This is a genomic window from Polaromonas sp. P4_F4, assembly GCF_056401355.1.
The window spans coordinates 1-15,915 of record NZ_JBFUJO010000024.1; the positions used below are offsets into that span (position 1 = coordinate 1).

Annotated in this window: 13 protein-coding genes and 1 pseudogene; 7 read left to right on the plus strand and 7 right to left on the minus strand. The window is 60.2% G+C overall.

Features of this window, described 5'->3' with window-relative positions; all coding sequences use genetic code 11:
* From AC1DUR_RS20715 to AC1DUR_RS20730, 4 genes and pseudogenes are all read right to left on the minus strand, one after another.
* The coding region (locus AC1DUR_RS20715) for a helix-turn-helix domain-containing protein (RefSeq protein WP_477722077.1) at window positions 1-193 on the minus strand (193 nt) is incomplete at its 3' end.
* A gap of 54 nt (window positions 194-247) precedes the next feature.
* Window positions 248-463: pseudogene (locus AC1DUR_RS20720) on the minus strand (DUF2237 family protein); the annotation flags it as partial.
* Between the two features lie 25 nt (window positions 464-488).
* Window positions 489-1,400: an SPFH domain-containing protein gene (locus AC1DUR_RS20725; RefSeq protein WP_477720049.1), complete on the minus strand. Its 912-nt coding sequence runs from the start codon at window positions 1,398-1,400 to the stop codon at window positions 489-491.
* A gap of 130 nt (window positions 1,401-1,530) precedes the next feature.
* The gene (locus tag AC1DUR_RS20730; protein WP_477720048.1) at window positions 1,531-1,959 is read right to left on the minus strand and encodes an NfeD family protein; all 429 of its coding nucleotides are present in this window, start codon (window positions 1,957-1,959) and stop codon (window positions 1,531-1,533) included.
* Window positions 1,960-2,153: 194 nt separating this feature from the next.
* Between AC1DUR_RS20730 and AC1DUR_RS20735 the strand changes: the two genes are divergently transcribed.
* Window positions 2,154-4,451, plus strand: coding sequence for an Orn/Lys/Arg family decarboxylase (locus tag AC1DUR_RS20735; protein ID WP_477720047.1), 2,298 nt, complete (start codon window positions 2,154-2,156; stop codon window positions 4,449-4,451).
* A 104-nt stretch (window positions 4,452-4,555) separates the two neighbouring features.
* Here the strand turns inward: AC1DUR_RS20735 and AC1DUR_RS20740 are convergent, their stop codons facing one another.
* A complete protein-coding gene (locus AC1DUR_RS20740; RefSeq protein ID WP_477720056.1) occupies window positions 4,556-5,419 on the minus strand; it encodes a DNA ligase in 864 nt (287 codons plus the stop codon).
* Between the two features lie 238 nt (window positions 5,420-5,657).
* On the opposite strand from AC1DUR_RS20740, the gene AC1DUR_RS20745 reads away from it, so the two are divergent.
* Window positions 5,658-6,407: a GNAT family N-acetyltransferase gene (locus tag AC1DUR_RS20745; RefSeq protein WP_477720046.1), complete on the plus strand. Its 750-nt coding sequence runs from the start codon at window positions 5,658-5,660 to the stop codon at window positions 6,405-6,407.
* 49 nt (window positions 6,408-6,456) lie between these two features.
* Here AC1DUR_RS20745 and AC1DUR_RS20750 read toward each other — a convergent pair whose 3' ends face one another.
* Together AC1DUR_RS20750 and fabI are read right to left on the minus strand one after the other, a co-directional pair.
* Window positions 6,457-7,902 carry a DUF3943 domain-containing protein gene (locus AC1DUR_RS20750; protein ID WP_477720045.1) on the minus strand — a complete coding sequence of 482 codons (1,446 nt, stop codon included), beginning with the start codon at window positions 7,900-7,902 and terminating at the stop codon, window positions 6,457-6,459.
* A gap of 342 nt (window positions 7,903-8,244) precedes the next feature.
* Window positions 8,245-9,042, minus strand: a complete 798-nt coding sequence (fabI, locus tag AC1DUR_RS20755; protein WP_477720044.1) for an enoyl-ACP reductase FabI — start codon at window positions 9,040-9,042, stop codon at window positions 8,245-8,247.
* Between the two features lie 162 nt (window positions 9,043-9,204).
* On the opposite strand from fabI, the gene AC1DUR_RS20760 reads away from it, so the two are divergent.
* The 5 genes from AC1DUR_RS20760 (at window position 9,205) to rimP (ending at window position 15,910) form a co-directional block, all read left to right on the plus strand.
* A complete protein-coding gene (locus tag AC1DUR_RS20760; protein WP_477720055.1) occupies window positions 9,205-11,034 on the plus strand; it encodes an extracellular solute-binding protein in 1,830 nt (609 codons plus the stop codon).
* Window positions 11,035-11,060: 26 nt separating this feature from the next.
* Window positions 11,061-12,095, plus strand: coding sequence for a microcin C ABC transporter permease YejB (locus tag AC1DUR_RS20765; RefSeq protein WP_477720043.1), 1,035 nt, complete (start codon window positions 11,061-11,063; stop codon window positions 12,093-12,095).
* A 46-nt stretch (window positions 12,096-12,141) separates the two neighbouring features.
* Complete coding sequence (locus AC1DUR_RS20770; RefSeq protein ID WP_477720054.1) at window positions 12,142-13,221, plus strand: ABC transporter permease; 1,080 nt, start codon at window positions 12,142-12,144, stop codon at window positions 13,219-13,221.
* Window positions 13,218-14,909 carry an ABC transporter ATP-binding protein gene (locus tag AC1DUR_RS20775; protein WP_477720042.1) on the plus strand — a complete coding sequence of 564 codons (1,692 nt, stop codon included), beginning with the start codon at window positions 13,218-13,220 and terminating at the stop codon, window positions 14,907-14,909. Before AC1DUR_RS20770 ends, AC1DUR_RS20775 begins: the two co-directional genes overlap by 4 nt.
* A 398-nt stretch (window positions 14,910-15,307) precedes the next feature.
* Window positions 15,308-15,910, plus strand: a complete 603-nt coding sequence (rimP, locus tag AC1DUR_RS20780; protein ID WP_477720041.1) for a ribosome maturation factor RimP — start codon at window positions 15,308-15,310, stop codon at window positions 15,908-15,910.
* Window positions 15,911-15,915 lie beyond the last annotated feature (5 nt).

Consider the following 15,915-nt stretch of genomic DNA (forward strand, 5'->3'; position numbering starts at 1 on the left):
GATCACTTTCAAAGCGCTTGCTCCAGCGATCGATGTAGCTGTCGCTGCAATCCAGCTTGGTGCGAATCTCCGCCCAAGTGAGCCCATCGGCCAGCAGCAGGATCAATCGGGCGTGGCGCGCCGAATCGGCTCGGGCGTTCCTCGCTGCAGCTTGCTGTTGAAGTTCCATGCGTTCGCTTTTGGTCAGTTTCATCGCAACCTCCATGGCCACAATGATACTTCCGTTTTAAACGTTACAGTCCACTAGTTTGAGCCCGGCAAACCGGTGTTGCGGTTGCGGCGTGACGAGGTCATTTCCGCGCGCGCTGGAGAAGGCGAGAAATTCCGGGGTGACCCGCACGCAGACCAGATGGGAGCCGAGATCGGACGCATCGGTGTTGCAGCAGCCGTCCCGGAAGTAACCCGTGAGCGGGTCGTAAGAGCACGGAAGCAGCTCGCCGCCCAGAACATTTTTTGCACTCATGGCTGTACCTATAAAGCGATATTGATCATGCCCTGCTGGACTGCACCATCTTCATGGCCGACGCGATCAGTGCCGACACCTCGGTCATGTTGCTTGGCACGATCAGGGTAGTGGTGGCGTCGCCCGCTACGCTGGAATAGGCCTCAACGGCTTTTTCGGCGACCTTCAACTGTACGGCTTGTTCACCGCCGGGCTGGCGGATCGCCGCAGCAACCACCTCGATGGCTCTGGCATTGGCTTCTGCCACGGCCATGATGGCTGAAGCCTCGCCCTGCGCATTGTTGATGGCCGCCTGTTTTTCACCTTCCGAGCGGGCGATGAAGGCCTCGCGTTCACCGGTGGCAATGTTGATCTGTTCCTGCTTGCGACCCTCGGATGCGGCAATCAGCGCGCGTTTTTCGCGTTCGGCGGTGATTTGCGACTGCATGGCATGGAGAATTTCCTTGGGCGGCGTCAGGTCCTTGATCTCGTAGCGCAAAACCTTCACGCCCCAGTTGAGCGCGGCCTCGTCAATGGCGGCCACGACTTGCGCGTTGATGATGTCGCGCTCTTCAAAGGTCTTGTCGAGCTCAAGCTTGCCGATCACGGAGCGCAGCGAGGTTTGGGCCAGCTGCGTCACGGCCACGATGTAGTTGGATGAGCCGTAGCTGGCACGCATGGGGTCGGTGACCTGAAAGTACAAAATGCCGTCAACCTGCAGCTGTGTGTTGTCTCGGGTAATGCACACCTGGCTGGGCACGTCCAGCGGGATCTCTTTCAGGCTGTGCTTATAGGCCACCCGATCGACAAAAGGCACCAGGAAATTCAGGCCTGGCGTCAGGCTGCCGTGGTATTTGCCCAAGCGCTCGATCACCCAGGCATTTTGTTGCGGCACCACCTTGATGCTGCGTACGATAAAGATGCCAGCCACGATCAGGATGACGAGTGCTATTTCCATGGTTCCTCCGTTGATTGTTGATTAGTTCAAATTAGCGAGTTGAGTGCCTGCAAGGCTTGCAAGGCCTGCCAGGCTGGCGAATCGGCAGCAGGGAATGAAAAGCCCGAGATCCTGGATAGCCGGGGATGCTTTACAGCTTTTCGAGCACCAGGCGATTGCCCTGCATTTCCTTGATGCGAAAGTTTCCAGTGGTGGCCGGTTCGGCCAGGTCGGCAGGTACGGCTGTCCAGAGGGCGCCACGAAATTTCACGGTAGTGGTTCCGTCGGCATTCCACTGCGCGACCTGTACCGGCTCACCAATATCCAGGTTGACATCCCGATTTGCATTTGCAGGCAGGGGGGCCGGGGTTTTGCCGCGGTACCAGTGCCAGGCGGCCACTGCGCCACCCCCTACAGCAGCAGAGATCACCATTTGGCCGATAATGGCAAAACCCCAATGAGCGGCGATGGCGCCTGCGACGAATCCCACAGCCAGCATCAGCAGGTAAAAAGTTCCGGTGACCAGTTCAACCGCGACCGCGCTACCTGCCAGCAGCCACCAGATGGTCGATTCGCTCATGTTTCTTCCTTTTGTCGGTGATGCGCTACATTTTGGGGCAAATAGACCGCTGCGCAAGCGTACAGCAACAATATTTCCTTACACTTCGCAGTCGCCAGCCAAACCGTTCGGGCTCAACCTGTCTATGCCCATTTGAGCGTTTCCCCTCATGCCCTCCGACAGGTTCAGGGCGCCCATGAACTGCAGCCATTCCCATGAAATTCCGCTTTCCGATTGTGATCATTGACGAAGACTTCCGCTCCGAGAACACCTCGGGGCTGGGTATTCGCGCGCTGGCCCAGGCCATTGAAAGCGAAGGCTTTGAGGTGCTGGGTGTCACCAGCTATGGCGACCTGTCGCAATTCGCCCAGCAGCAAAGCCGTGCCAGCGCTTTTATCCTGTCGATTGACGACGAGGAATTCACGCCCGGCCCGGATCTGGATCCTGCCGTGCTGAACCTGCGCAACTTCATTGAAGAGGTGCGCCGTAAAAATCTTGATGTGCCGATTTACGTTTACGGTGAAACCAAGACCTCGCGCCATATTCCCAACGACATCCTGCGCGAGCTGCACGGCTTCATTCACATGTTCGAGGACACACCCGAGTTTGTGGCGCGCCACATCCTGCGCGAGGCCAAGAGCTACCTCGAAGGTGTGCAGCCGCCTTTCTTCAAGGCGCTGCTGGACTACGCCGAGGACGGTTCATACTCCTGGCACTGCCCCGGCCATTCGGGTGGCGTGGCCTTTCTGAAAAGCCCGGTTGGGCAGATGTTTCACCAGTTCTTCGGCGAAAACATGCTGCGTGCCGACGTGTGCAACGCGGTCGAGGAGTTGGGCCAGCTGCTTGACCACGACGGCGCCATCGGCGCCAGCGAACGCAATGCGGCGCGTATCTTCAACGCGGACCACTGTTTCTTCGTGACCAACGGCACCTCCACCAGCAACAAGATGGTGTGGCACCACACGGTGGCGCCGGGCGATGTGGTGGTGGTGGACCGTAACTGCCACAAGTCCATCCTGCACGCCATCATCATGACCGGTGCAATTCCGGTGTTCTTGAAGCCCACGCGAAACCATTTCGGCATCATTGGCCCGATCCCGCAAAGCGAATTCGAGCCCGAGGCCATCAAGGCCAAGATCAGGGCCAACCCGCTGCTCAAGGGTGTTGATGCGGACACCGTCAAGCCACGCGTGCTGACGCTCACGCAATCGACCTATGACGGCGTGCTTTACAACACCGAAACCATCAAGGGCATGCTCGATGGCTATGTGGACAACCTGCATTTTGATGAAGCCTGGCTGCCTCATGCGGCCTTCCACCCGTTTTATGGCAGCTACCACGCCATGGGCAAAAACCGCATCCGGCCGAAAAATGCCGTGGTGTATGCAACCCAGTCGATTCACAAGCTGCTCGCCGGCATCAGCCAGGCCAGCCATGTGCTGGTGCAGGACTCGCAAAACACCAAACTCGACAGGCACCTCTTCAATGAGGCCTACCTGATGCACACCTCGACGTCGCCTCAGTACAGCATCATCGCCAGTTGCGATGTGGCCGCCGCCATGATGGAGCCGCCCGGCGGCACCGCGCTGGTCGAGGAGAGCATTGCCGAGGCGCTGGACTTCCGCCGGGCCATGCGCAAGATCGACGATGAATACGGCAGTGACTGGTGGTTCAAGGTCTGGGGGCCGGACAAGCTTGTGGAGGAAGGCATTGGCTTGGCCGAGGACTGGATCATCAAGGGCGAGTCGCGCAGTGCCAAGACAGCCAGGAACGGTGCCAATAACTGGCATGGCTTTGGCCAGATGGCGACGGGCTTCAACATGCTGGACCCGATCAAGTCGACCATCGTCACGCCAGGCCTGGATCTGAATGGCAAATTCGCCAAAACCGGTATTCCTGCCAGCATCGTGACCAAGTTTTTGGCCGAGCACGGCGTGATCGTGGAGAAAACCGGGCTTTACAGCTTCTTCATCATGTTCACCATCGGCATCACCAAAGGCCGCTGGAACACCCTGCTGACGGCGCTTCAGCAGTTCAAGGACGACTACGCCAAGAACCAGCCGATGTGGCGCATCCTGCCCGAGTTCTGCCAGAAGTTTCCGAAATACGAGCGCATGGGTCTGGCCGACCTGTGCCAGCACATTCATGCCCTCTACGCCAAATACGACATTGCACGGTTGACGACCGAGGTCTATTTGAGTGACCTGGCGCCGGCCATGAAGCCCAGCGACGCCTATGCCCACATTGCCCACCGCACGACAGAGCGAGTCGAGATCGATCAGCTGGAAGGCCGCATCACGGTCGGACTGGTGACGCCTTATCCGCCGGGTATTCCGCTGCTGATTCCCGGCGAGGTGTTCAACAAGAAAATCGTTGATTACCTCAAGTTTGCCCGCGAGTTCAATGCGCAATGCCCGGGTTTCGAAACCGACATTCACGGCCTCGTGGAGCAGGTTGATGCCAAAGGCAAAATGCGGTACTACGCCGATTGCGTGAAGAAAGATCAGAAATAGGGCGTTCCCTCCTGGTGGGGTGTTCCGTCCCGGTGGCGGGCACCCGCTGCCAGCCCTGTTGCTTCCCCCTGCTGCTTATCTTTTATCCTGCTGGTTGATCTTGCTTATTGATTAGCTACGGCATGTTTTGGCATGTCTTCGTGTACCCGCATGAAGCTGGCAAAGCGGGGAATTCCGCTGTCGTTCAGGCCGCGATAGCGAAAAGTGACGATGCTGCCCGGCGCTGGTGGGTTCTGGCGTTGTGCATCGCTGAAACCGCTACCGAGCTTGAAACGCTGGCCCGGTTTGCCATCTGCTTCCGGCAGTTCCACCAGCAGTGCTCCCAGCGCACCCGCATATTTCCCCTGACCCGGGATGTGCGCAATCACGCGGGCCTCCGTGTCTTCATGCGTTTTCACCTTGAGCAGGTCGTCGGTGCGCTGGCCTTTGTAAAGTGACGCGCCGCGATGCAGCATCAGGCCCTCGCCACCAAGTTTGACGGTTTTAACCAGCAGGCTTTGCAAAGCCTGCTGGTTTGCCAGCTTGACCTGTGTCACCCCTTGTACCCAGCGCTGGTCAATCTGGCTCACGAGGCCGTTGAGTGCCGGAATTCGTTCGTTAAAGGGGCCACCTTGCGCGGGTAAATCGAACACCATGAAATGCATCGTGCGCCACGCTGCATCGTCCGGGGTTTTCTGTCGCACCGTCGAAAGCGCTTTGGCAAACTGCCCGCGGCCAGCCCAGAGCTCACCATCCATGGGTACTTTTGGCCAGCCCGCCGTGAACCATGCCGGCGCAGCAACGCGCTCGCCGCCACGGGTCAGCAGCTTTTCGCCATCCCAGTAGCCACGCACACCGTCATATTTTTCGCTGGCCCAGTAGTCCGGAAGTGAAACACCGGCGTGGTACACCTTGGCCAGCATCAGCGGCGGAGCATCGGGCGCTGCCAACAGGGGCGGAGCCGGCGCCAGCAGGCCCGCGAAAATCATCAGCAGGTGCAGCGTCTTCAACCGAAAAAGTGCCATGCGGGCCGGGGTGTGCGTCAGGGTTTGAATTGCCATGGATTTTCTTTTAACTGTACAAATGTACAGTTTATATTTCAAAATGCGGCGGCGCAAGCGCCATGCCCTTCAAGCGGCCTGAAGCCCAAGCTCAAAGGTGCATGAAAATGTGCGCGACTGTCGCCGGCATATTCCATCCACCAGTCCCGGCGCCAAGGCCTTTCACATGCAAACCATGACCTCCAGCGACATTGAAGCGATAGAGCGGGCCACTATTGCGGCCGTATCCCCCGAAGCCCTTGAGGAACTGGACGGCTGGCTCCTGCCTTTCGACAGGGGAACCGTTAGCCGGGCCAAAAGTGCGGTCCCGCTTCGGCACATAGCGACCGATGAAGCCGTGGTGGGCAGGATTGAAGCGCGTTACGAGGCACGCGGCATGTCGGCGGTCTTTCGTGTCGCGACTGAACCTTGCTTCGAACTTTTGCGGCGAGAGCTGAAACGGTGTGGCTACAAGACGGAGCGCCCGGTGCTGGTTCAGGTGAGCACGGCCAAAGCCATGCGCGAGGTATCTACTCAAATTCCCGCCGAAACCGCCAATTCACCTGATGAGGCGTGGGCTGCCCTGTTTTTGGGCGAGGGCTTTGACCCCGTCGATGGCGCCAGCCGCGTCAACACGCTGAGCCGGGCACGTAATTCGCTCTATGCGAGTGTCCGTGAGAACGGGAAAACCGTGGCCGCTGGTGCCGCTGCCTTCGGCCATGGCTGGTCCAGCGTGCACGGCATGCGCACCGATCAGGCCCTCAGAGGCCGGGGCCTGGCCGGGCGTGTGCTGGCCGGGCTGGCCGACGCCGCGATGCACAGAGGGTTTGAGCGCACTTTTTTGCAGGTAGAGGCCGGCAACGCGCCGGCCCGGGCACTCTATCAGCGGGCCGGGTTTGAAACTGCCTGGTGTTATGAGTATTGGCGACGGGCTTGATAGCACCGAAGCCCAAGCCAGTTCGAGATTCTTGCGCACCTCTGCGCCCTCAGCGCCAGTCGACGGCGCCGAAATGGTCGTGGCCTAGCAGCGTGTAGAAGACGCCGAACGTGCCGCGGGATTGCGTGCGGTTGCCCAGATCGGGGTAGGTCGCGTCGCGGCGGTTCAACAGGTACTTCACGGTGATGGCGTGCTGCTTGTGGATGCGCCAGGTGTAGGCCAGGTCAAGGCGCACGATGTTGTCGTGCCCGCCGCGGCCGCCGCTGGCGACGCCGCTCACGAAGTATTCGCGCCCGGTCAGGTCCAGCGAAGAGCGGTCGCCGAAGATGACTCGCAGGGCCAGCAGCGCCTGTGGCGCCATGCCGTAGTGGTAATCGCGGTCGGAGGCGCCGTTGATGGTGCTCACGGCCGCGTAGCCCGCACCGGCCAGGGCGGTGCCCTGCACCACGACCGAATCGTTGGCCCGCCACTGGCCGGTGGTGCCCAGCGACAGCGCCGTGCTCGAGATGCGGAACGCCTGCGGCGAGATGTAGTCGTAGCTACCGTACAGGCCCCACAGGCCGCGGTAGTTCTTGCCGACCTCGTAGTCATTGCCCAGCAGCAGCCCCCGCGTCATGACGTTCTCGAACATATTGGCGCTGGAGGCCGTGGCCTGGAACGAAAAGTAGTCGAAGGGGCGGCGGTACTGATAGCCGTCCTTTCCCGGCAGGCCGTAGTCCAGCGAGAAGTCGACCTGCGCCTCGTTGCGTTTGACCTGGGTCGAGGTGCCCGGAACGTTTTGCACCGTGCCCATCAGTCCGAACTGCACGCGGCTGTAGTAGGCCGGATTGTTGCTGGCGAAGATCGTGTCCAGGCGGCGGCCCTGGACCAGCCGGTTGAAGCCGGTGGACGGTGAGATCATCGCGGCGCCGGCTTCGCGCCAGAAGCGCGGAACGCCATCGCCTTTTTCCAGCACCAGGTTGGCCATGCGGAACAAGGCCTCGCCCAAAAAAGTGCCACCTATGCCCGAGGATATCTGGTCGTTGCGCGAGGGTCGTGTTTTCTCGCCGGCGACCTCCCACGCAGCGCTGCCGGCGAAAGTGTAGCCCAGCGACTCCCAGTAGTTGAAACCGGCGGAGCGGGCGAAGCCGTGGTACATCGAGCCTTGGTAGGGATGGCCCAACTGGTTGGTCTTGAACGGGTCGTCGTCCACGCCCCAGCCGCTTCGCAGGTTGCGCCGGATCGACCCCAGGCTGACGTCGTAATCGTCGCGGCTGCTGCCGTAATACCGGTTGACGCGGTTCAGCAGAAAGTCGAAGCCAATGATTTCCAGTGCCGGCAGCGCATAGTTTCTGGGCTGCGCGGCGGATTCAGCGGCGACAGCTGGCGCTGCGCTTTTGGCAGCGGCGGGTTCGGCGGGCTGCTCCTGGGCGAAAGCCCTGCCTGCGGCCGTGCAGACCACCGCAAGGACAACGGCGAAGTGTGTGGCGCGGCGGTGGGCGGCTGCAGTTCTCATGCGTCTGTCCTTGGCTGGTGAGAAAGGCGATGCAGGCAACGACGGCGCCGTATCAGGGGGCGCAGTACATGGTCAAAGCAAGGATAAAAACAGGAAATTCAGGCTTTCGAAACCAGTATCCCATCATGGGCAGGTTTGGCAATCGGCAATTTTCCTGTTCTGAGGCCGGTCTTCGCCGACGTGCCCAGAGGACCCCTGGCGGCGGCCATGAGCGGGTAGAAGCTGTCGAAGCGCCTGTTTGATAGCTGCCTGCGCCCGCCGATAAAGGACTGGCGGTGGATTTGTCACTGAGTTTTCGGCCCGCGCAGAGCGTGCGGCCCGCACGCTTGACCTGACGCCGCCTCAGCCGGCTTCGGCTGGCTCGGCAATGCCGCCCACCACGTGGCTGAAACCGCCATCCACGTAGGTGATTTCAGCGCTGACCCCTGCTGCCAGGTCGCTCAGCAAAAAGGCCGCCACGTTGCCGACGTCCTCAATCGTTACATTGCGGCGAATGGGCGAGGCCTCAGCGACCACGCTCAAAATCTTGCCGAAGCCCTTGATGCCGCTGGCGGCCAGGGTCTTGATCGGGCCGGCGCTGATGCCGTTGACGCGCATGCCCTTGGGGCCCAGCGATTCGGCCAGGTAGCGCACCGAGGCCTCCAGGCTGGCCTTGGCCAGTCCCATGGTGTTGTAGTTGGGCACGGTGCGTACCGCGCCCAGGTAGGTCAGGGTCAGCAACGCCGACTTGTTGTTGAGGTAGGGCAGCGCCGCCTTGGCCATGGCCGGAAAGCTGTAGGCGCTGATGTCGTGGGCAATCTTGAAGCCCTCGCGCGAGAGGCCGTCGAGGAAATCGCCAGCAATGGCCTCGCGTGGTGCGTAGCCAATGCTGTGCACAAAGCCGTCAAACGTCGGCCAGGTTTTGGACAGGTCGGCAAACAGCTTTTCGATCTGGGCGTCATCGCCGACGTCACAGTCGAAGATGAGTTTGGAGCCAAAATCAGCAGCGAATTCCGTGATGCGGTCCTTGAAGCGCTCACCGACATAGCTGAAAGCCAGTTCGGCGCCTTGTGCGTGGCAGGCCTTGGCTATGCCGTAGGCGATGGACCGGTTGGACAACACGCCCGTGATCAACAGTTTTTTGCCGGTAAGAAAACCCATGCTTGTGCTCCAGTGTGTACGAATAAATCGGCTGATGGCGGTTGGTGGCGTTGAACGAAGCAGGTGGTGTACCCGCTGGCCGCCAACCGTTGCCGACGTGAAGTAGTGCAGAATTGTCGCATGCGGGATTTGTCTTTTTTGCGGGTGCGGGTGATTGCTTTGATGACGACCCTGCTGGCCATTCTTTCTTTTTTTGCACCGCCCGCCTGGGCTGCACACGCATACGCCCAGTTTGGCGACATCAAATACCCGCCCGGTTTCACCCATTTTGATTATGTAAATCCGGTCGCGCCCAAGGGCGGTGAGATTCGCATGGTGCCGCCCACCCGGCCCACGAACTTTGACAAGTTCAACCCCTTCACGCTGCGCGGCACCGCACCTTATGGCCTGGGAAGCCTGCTGATTGAAAGCCTGCTGACAGGCAACTCCGAAGAGCCCACCACGGCCTACGGCTTGCTGGCCGACGACGTGGAGGTTGCCGCCGACAAACTGTCGGCGACCTTTCGCATCAACATCAAGGCGCGTTTTCACGATGGCACGCCCGTGCTGGCAGCCGATGTGCTGCATTCGTACACCCAGCTCATCAGCAAACTTGCCGCGCCCCAGTACCGCACGATTTACGCTGAAGTCAAGGGGGTGACTGTGGTTTCGGAGCGCGTCGTGCGCTTTGAGTTCCTGACGCCAAATCCCGAACTGCCGCTGGTTGTCGGTGGAATGCCGGTGTTCAGCCGGGGCTGGGGCCGGGAAGGAGGCAAGGTCAACGGGGCCAGCAAGCCTTTCGACCAGATCGTTTCGGAAATACCCATAGGCTCCGGGCCCTACAAAATCGCCAACCCGGCCATGGGCCGTGACATCACCTATGTGCGGGATCCGGCCTATTGGGGTGCGGATTTGCCGACACGCAAGGGGCAGTTCAACTTTGACCGCATCAGCTTCAAGATTTATCTGGATGAAACCTCCCGCTTCGAGGGCCTGAAGGCCGGTGAATTCGATTTCCTGCGCGAGTTCATCTCGCGCAACTGGGCGCGCCAGTACACCGGCAAGCAGTTCACCTCGGGTGAACTGGTCAAGCGCGCCTTTCCAAACCGCAACCCCGGCGACTTCCAGGGCTATGTACTCAATATCCGTAACCCGAAGTTCCAGGATGCCCGGGTGCGCAAGGCAATCGGCCTGGCCCTGGATTTCGAGTGGATGAACCGCCAGCTGTTTTACGGCATTTATAAACGCGTGAACGGCTACTTTCCCAACAGCGAGTTTCATGCGGAAGGCCTGCCCAAACCCGATGAACTGGCCTTGCTGGAGCCTTTGCGCGCCCAGTTCAAGCCAGAGGTGTTCGGCGCGGTGCCCGTGTCGCCCAGCACCACGCCGCCCGGCAGCCTGCGCGAGAACCTGCGCCAGGCCCAGGCGCTGCTGCGCGAGGCCGGCTGGACTTACCGGGATGGTGCGCTGCGCAACGCCAGGGACGAGGCTTTCACGATGGAATTTTTGAATGACCAGCCCTCATTGATTCGTATCGTCGGGCCTTTCCAGAAGGCACTGGAAAAGCTGGGCATCACCATGACTTATCGGGTCGTGGACTTTTCGTTGTCCAAACAGAAGATGGATGCTTTTGACTTCGAAGTCACCACGCTGCGTCTGCCCGGCAGTACCGCACCGGGCGGTGAGTTGCTGGAGCTGTTCGGCTCCCGGGCCGCGCAAACGCCGGGTTCCTCGAACGTTTGGGGGATTGCCGATCCGGCGGTCGACGCCCTGCTGCAAAAAGTCGTGACGGCCAAGACCCGGCCTGAACTCGGCTCCGCGATGCGCGCGCTGGACCGCGTGCTGACCCATGGCTACTACTCGGTGCCGCAGTACTACGGCGATGCGTTCCTGATCGGCTACCGCCCGGGCCGCTTTGTTCTGCCGCAGACAATTCCGCCGTATTACCAGGCGGACACCTGGGCCATGAGCACCTGGTGGGCCTCGCCGGCCAATTTATCCTCCAGCAAATAAGAACCGAAGAACAGGCAGACATACCGATGGCCAGCTACATTCTCAAGCGCCTGCTGCTGATGATTCCCACCCTGTTGGGCGTGCTGCTTTTGACCTTCGTCATGGTGCAGTTCGTGCCCGGTGGGCCGGTGGAGCAAATGGTGGCGCAGTTGCAGGGCCGTGACTCAGGTGGCGAGCGCGCTGCCACATCGGGCGCCGGCTACCGCGGGCGGCAGGGCGTCGATGCGCAGCGCATTGAAGAAATCAAGGCACTGTACGGATTTGACAAACCGGTGCATGAGCGCTTTTTCCAGATGCTGGGGCGTTTTGCGCGCTTTGACCTGGGCAACAGCTTTTACCAGCACAAGGATGTCTGGCAACTGGTCAAGGAAAAGCTGCCGGTCTCCGTCAGCCTGGGCTTGTGGACTTTTTTCATCAGTTACCTGATTGCCGTGCCGCTGGGCGTGGCCAAGGCCGTGCGGGCGGGTTCGCGCTTTGACTTTGTCACCACGCTCATCGTGCTGGTCGGCTACGCCATACCGGGCTTTGTGCTTGGCGTGGCGCTGCTGGTGGTATTCGGCGGGCAATTGCAATGGTTTCCGTTGCGCGGGCTGACCTCGCCCAACTGGGAATCCCTGGGGTGGGGCGCGCGGATCACCGACTACCTCTGGCACATCACCCTGCCCATCATCGCGATGGTGCTGGGCAGTTTTGCCGTGACGGCGGTGCTGACCAAGAACTCCTTCCTGGAAGAAATTCGCAAGCAGTACGTCCTGACAGCCCGGGCCAAGGGACTCAGCGAACGGCAGGTGCTCTGGAAGCATGTGTTTCGCAATGCGCTGATCCCCATCATCACCGGGTTTCCAGCTGCGTTTATTGGAGCCTTCTTCACCGGTTCGCTGCTGATTGAGACCCTGTTTTCGCTGGACGGCCTGGGGCTGCTCAGCTATGAGAGCGTGATCCGGCGGGACTACCCCGTGGTCTTGGGCACGCTCTACCTCTTCACGCTGATTGGGCTGGTGACCAAGCTGATCAGTGATCTCTGTTATGTCTGGGTAGACCCGCGTGTCAAGTTTGATTAACCCCCCTGAAGCGCCCTCTGGCCGCCTCCCCCCCGAGGGGGCGCCGCTGGCGGACGGGCGGAGCCCGATCCGCGGCGGCCTTGGTGAAAACCGTTCTGTGGTCAGTCTTAGTCCGGGTCGGCGGGCGTGGAAGCGTTTTCGCCGCAACAAGCTTGGGTTTTACAGCCTGATCCTGTTTTCGACCCTGGTGGTGCTCAGCCTCTTCGCCGAGGTGCTGTCCAACGACACGCCGCTGGTGGCCCGCTACAAGGGCGAGTATTACTTTCCGCTGCTCAAAGACTATTCGGAAAAGACCTTTGACGGCGATTTTGAAACGCCCACCGACTACCTGGACCCTTTCATCCGCGACAAGCTGGGGCAGGGGGGCAACTGGGCGCTGTATCCCCCCAATCCCTATGGTCCGCGCACGATCAACTATTTCGCAAAAGAACCCAACCCTTCGGCGCCTTCACGCGACAACCTGCTGGGCACGGACGACCGGGGGCGCGATCTGTTGGCGCAGTTGATCTATGGTTTTCGATTGAGCGTGCTGTTCGGCTTAGCGCTGACGGTGATCGGTGTGGTGATCGGCGTGATCACCGGCGCCATTCAAGGGTATGCGGGTGGCAAAACAGACCTTGCATTCCAGCGGTTCATGGAAATCTGGGGCTCCATGCCCGAGCTTTACCTGCTGATCATCTTCAGCGCGGTTTTTGCACCCAGCGTGGCGCTGCTGTTGTTTTTGCTCAGCCTGTTTGGCTGGATGGGCTTGTCCGACTATGTGCGTGCCGAATTTTTGCGCAATCGCCAGATGGACTATGTGCGCGCCGCCAGGGCCTTGGGCGTGAGCAATCTGCAGATCATGTGGCGGCATATCCTGCCCAACAGCATGACGCCTGTGGTGACGTTTTTGCCCTTTCGCATGAGCGCGGCGATTTTGGCGCTGACCTCGCTGGATTTTCTGGGTCTGGGCGTGCCCCCGGGAACGCCCTCGCTGGGCGAGTTGCTCAACCAGGGCAAGGCGAACATTGACGCCTGGTGGATTTCGATATCGACATTTGCCGTACTGGTCGTCACGCTGTTGCTGCTGACCTTCATGGGCGACGCCCTGCGCGATGCCCTGGACCCCCGAAAGGCCGAGCTATGACTCCCACACCCGTCGCTGCGCATCCGGCGCTGCCGCCCGATGGGGGCTTCGCGACGGGTGGCGGATCTTCCGCGCCTGCCCATCCGCTGCTGAAAGTCGACGGCCTCAGCGTTTCCTTTGCCGGCAAAAGAGTCGTGCATGGGATTGATTTTTCCATCGCACCCGGAGAAAAACTGGCGCTGGTAGGAGAGTCCGGTTCGGGCAAGACGGTGACGGCCCTGAGCCTGCTGCGGCTGGTGCAAAACGCCAGCATCAGCGGGCAGGCCCGGTTTGCGGCAACAGAGGGTCTGCAAGGGCCGGTGAATCTGCTGTCCCTTCCCGAAGCCGAGTTGCGCGGCATTCGCGGCCGGGACATCGCCATGATCTTCCAGGAGCCGATGACGGCCCTAAATCCCCTGTTCAACGTTGGGGACCAGATTGCCGAGGTTGTACAGCTAAAACGCGGCCTGACCCCTGCAGAGTCTGTGACGATGGCCATCAAATTGCTGGCAGACACCGGCATTCCGGAGCCTGACAGGCGGGCGCGCTCATTTCCCCACCAGCTCTCCGGTGGGCAACGCCAGCGGGCCATGATTGCGATGGCGCTGGCCTGCCAGCCCAAGCTGCTACTGGCTGACGAGCCAACCACAGCGCTGGACGTCACCTTGCGCAGCCAGATTCTGGATCTGCTCAGCGAGTTGCAGCAGCGAAACGGCATGGCGGTGCTCCTCATCACACACGACCTCAATCTTGTGCGCCGCTTTGCGGACCGGGTGGCGGTCATGGAAAACGGATATCTGGTGGAGGAGGGCACGGTCACCAAGGTGTTTGCCGACCCGCAGCACGCCTACACCCGCAAATTGATCGACAGCAGACCGGCGCGCGACGTGGTTGAGGGCATGGGGTCCAGTCCGGGCGGGGCTTTCATGATGCGGGCCAGCCGTGTATCGGTTACCTACCCGGTGGCCATTCCAGGCTTCAGGGGCTGGTTCAAAAGCGGTGGGTTTGTGGCCGTGAAAGATGCCACTTTCGATATTCCGCCGGGCCAGACGCTGGGCGTCATAGGCGAATCAGGTTCCGGCAAATCAACCTTGGCCCTGGCCAGCCTGGGTTTGCTGCCCTTTTCCGGGACGTTGCAGGCAGCAGGCCAGTCCTGGAGCCGCAATGCCGCCAGCAACAAGGCGATTCGCCGCGCAGTGCAGGTGGTTTTTCAGGACCCGTTTTCCTCCCTGTCCCCGCGCATGACGGTAGGCGCGATCGTGGAGGAGGGCCTGCGGGTCCATGAACCCTCGTTGAGTGAGGTTGAAGTGCAGGCGCGCGCGTCGCAATCCCTGGCGGACGTGGGCATGAGCGAGACGCAGTTTCCGGGATTGCTGCAGCGCTACCCACATGAGTTTTCGGGCGGGCAGCGACAGCGGCTGGCGATTGCACGGGCGCTGATCATCAATCCGGGCCTGCTGGTGCTGGACGAGCCGACCAGCGCGCTGGACGTGACCATCCAGAAACAGGTTTTGTCGCTGCTACAGCGGCTGCAGCGCGAACGGGGGCTGAGCTATCTCTTGATTACCCATGACGTTGATGTGATCCGCGCGATGGCCCATGAGGTGATGGTGATGAAAGACGGCGAGGTGGTGGAGTCCGGCACGGTCCGTGAGGTTCTGGATGCCCCCCGTCACCCCTACACTCGCGTGCTGGTGGCGCAAGCCTGAAATATATCTTGATAAATTACTTTAAATATACGAAATAACTAATTGATATTTATAGAAATTCATGAACAAAATGACTTGATGGAATCTTTTCCATAGGACCTCTTTATGCGCCAGCGGCGCGAGGGCTGACCGGGCAAACAGGGATTGGTAAATGGCAAGCCGGACGCGGGGACGATGTCCAAGGCAAGTGGAACTACTGCGAATAGCCCGAACAGCCCATTGCCTTGTTTTGACCGTCACCCAGCATAAGGGGTTGTCCCGATCAATCCAGGCACGAAATTTGTTTGCATGGAAGGACGGTAAGAGTTACAATATGTCCTTCACGACCAAATGGGCGGGTTTTCACCGCCCATTTTTTTTGGGCGTTTGTTTTTACAGACTGGTTTTAAGACAACTGAATGGCCTTGCAAGAAACGATTGAGCAAACTGTTACGGGACTGGGTTACGAGCTGGTGGAAGTCGAGCGTACCGGCGGTGGTTTGCTGCGTGTCACGATTGACATGCCCTACGTTTCCGGTGCCGAGCAGTTCATCAATGCGGAAGACTGTGAGAAGGTCACGCGCCAGTTGCAGTTCGTGCTGGAAGTCGAGGGCGCCGATTATTCGCGGCTGGAAGTCAGCTCGCCGGGTATTGACAGGCCTCTGCGCAACGAAAAAGATTTTGAGCGTTTTGCCGGTGAGTTGGTTGACATCACCCTCAAGGCGCCGATTGGTGTGGCAGCCAGCGCCGGTTCGGTCGTGTCGGCCAACCGCAAGAAATTCCGCGGCACGCTGGAGCGGGCCGAACCCAAGGATGGCATGACCGGGTGGCAGATTGTGTGGAGCGATGAGCCCGCCGTCAAACCCGGCCAGAAAGTCAGCAAAAAGAAGGTCCCCGCACCCCTGCAGGCGCTGGGTTTCACGCTCGACGAGATTCAGCAGGCGCGTCTGGCGCCGGTGGTTGATTTCAAGGGCCGGAAACCCAAAATTGTCCCCAGTGCGGATAAATCTACAGAGAAATAATTTAG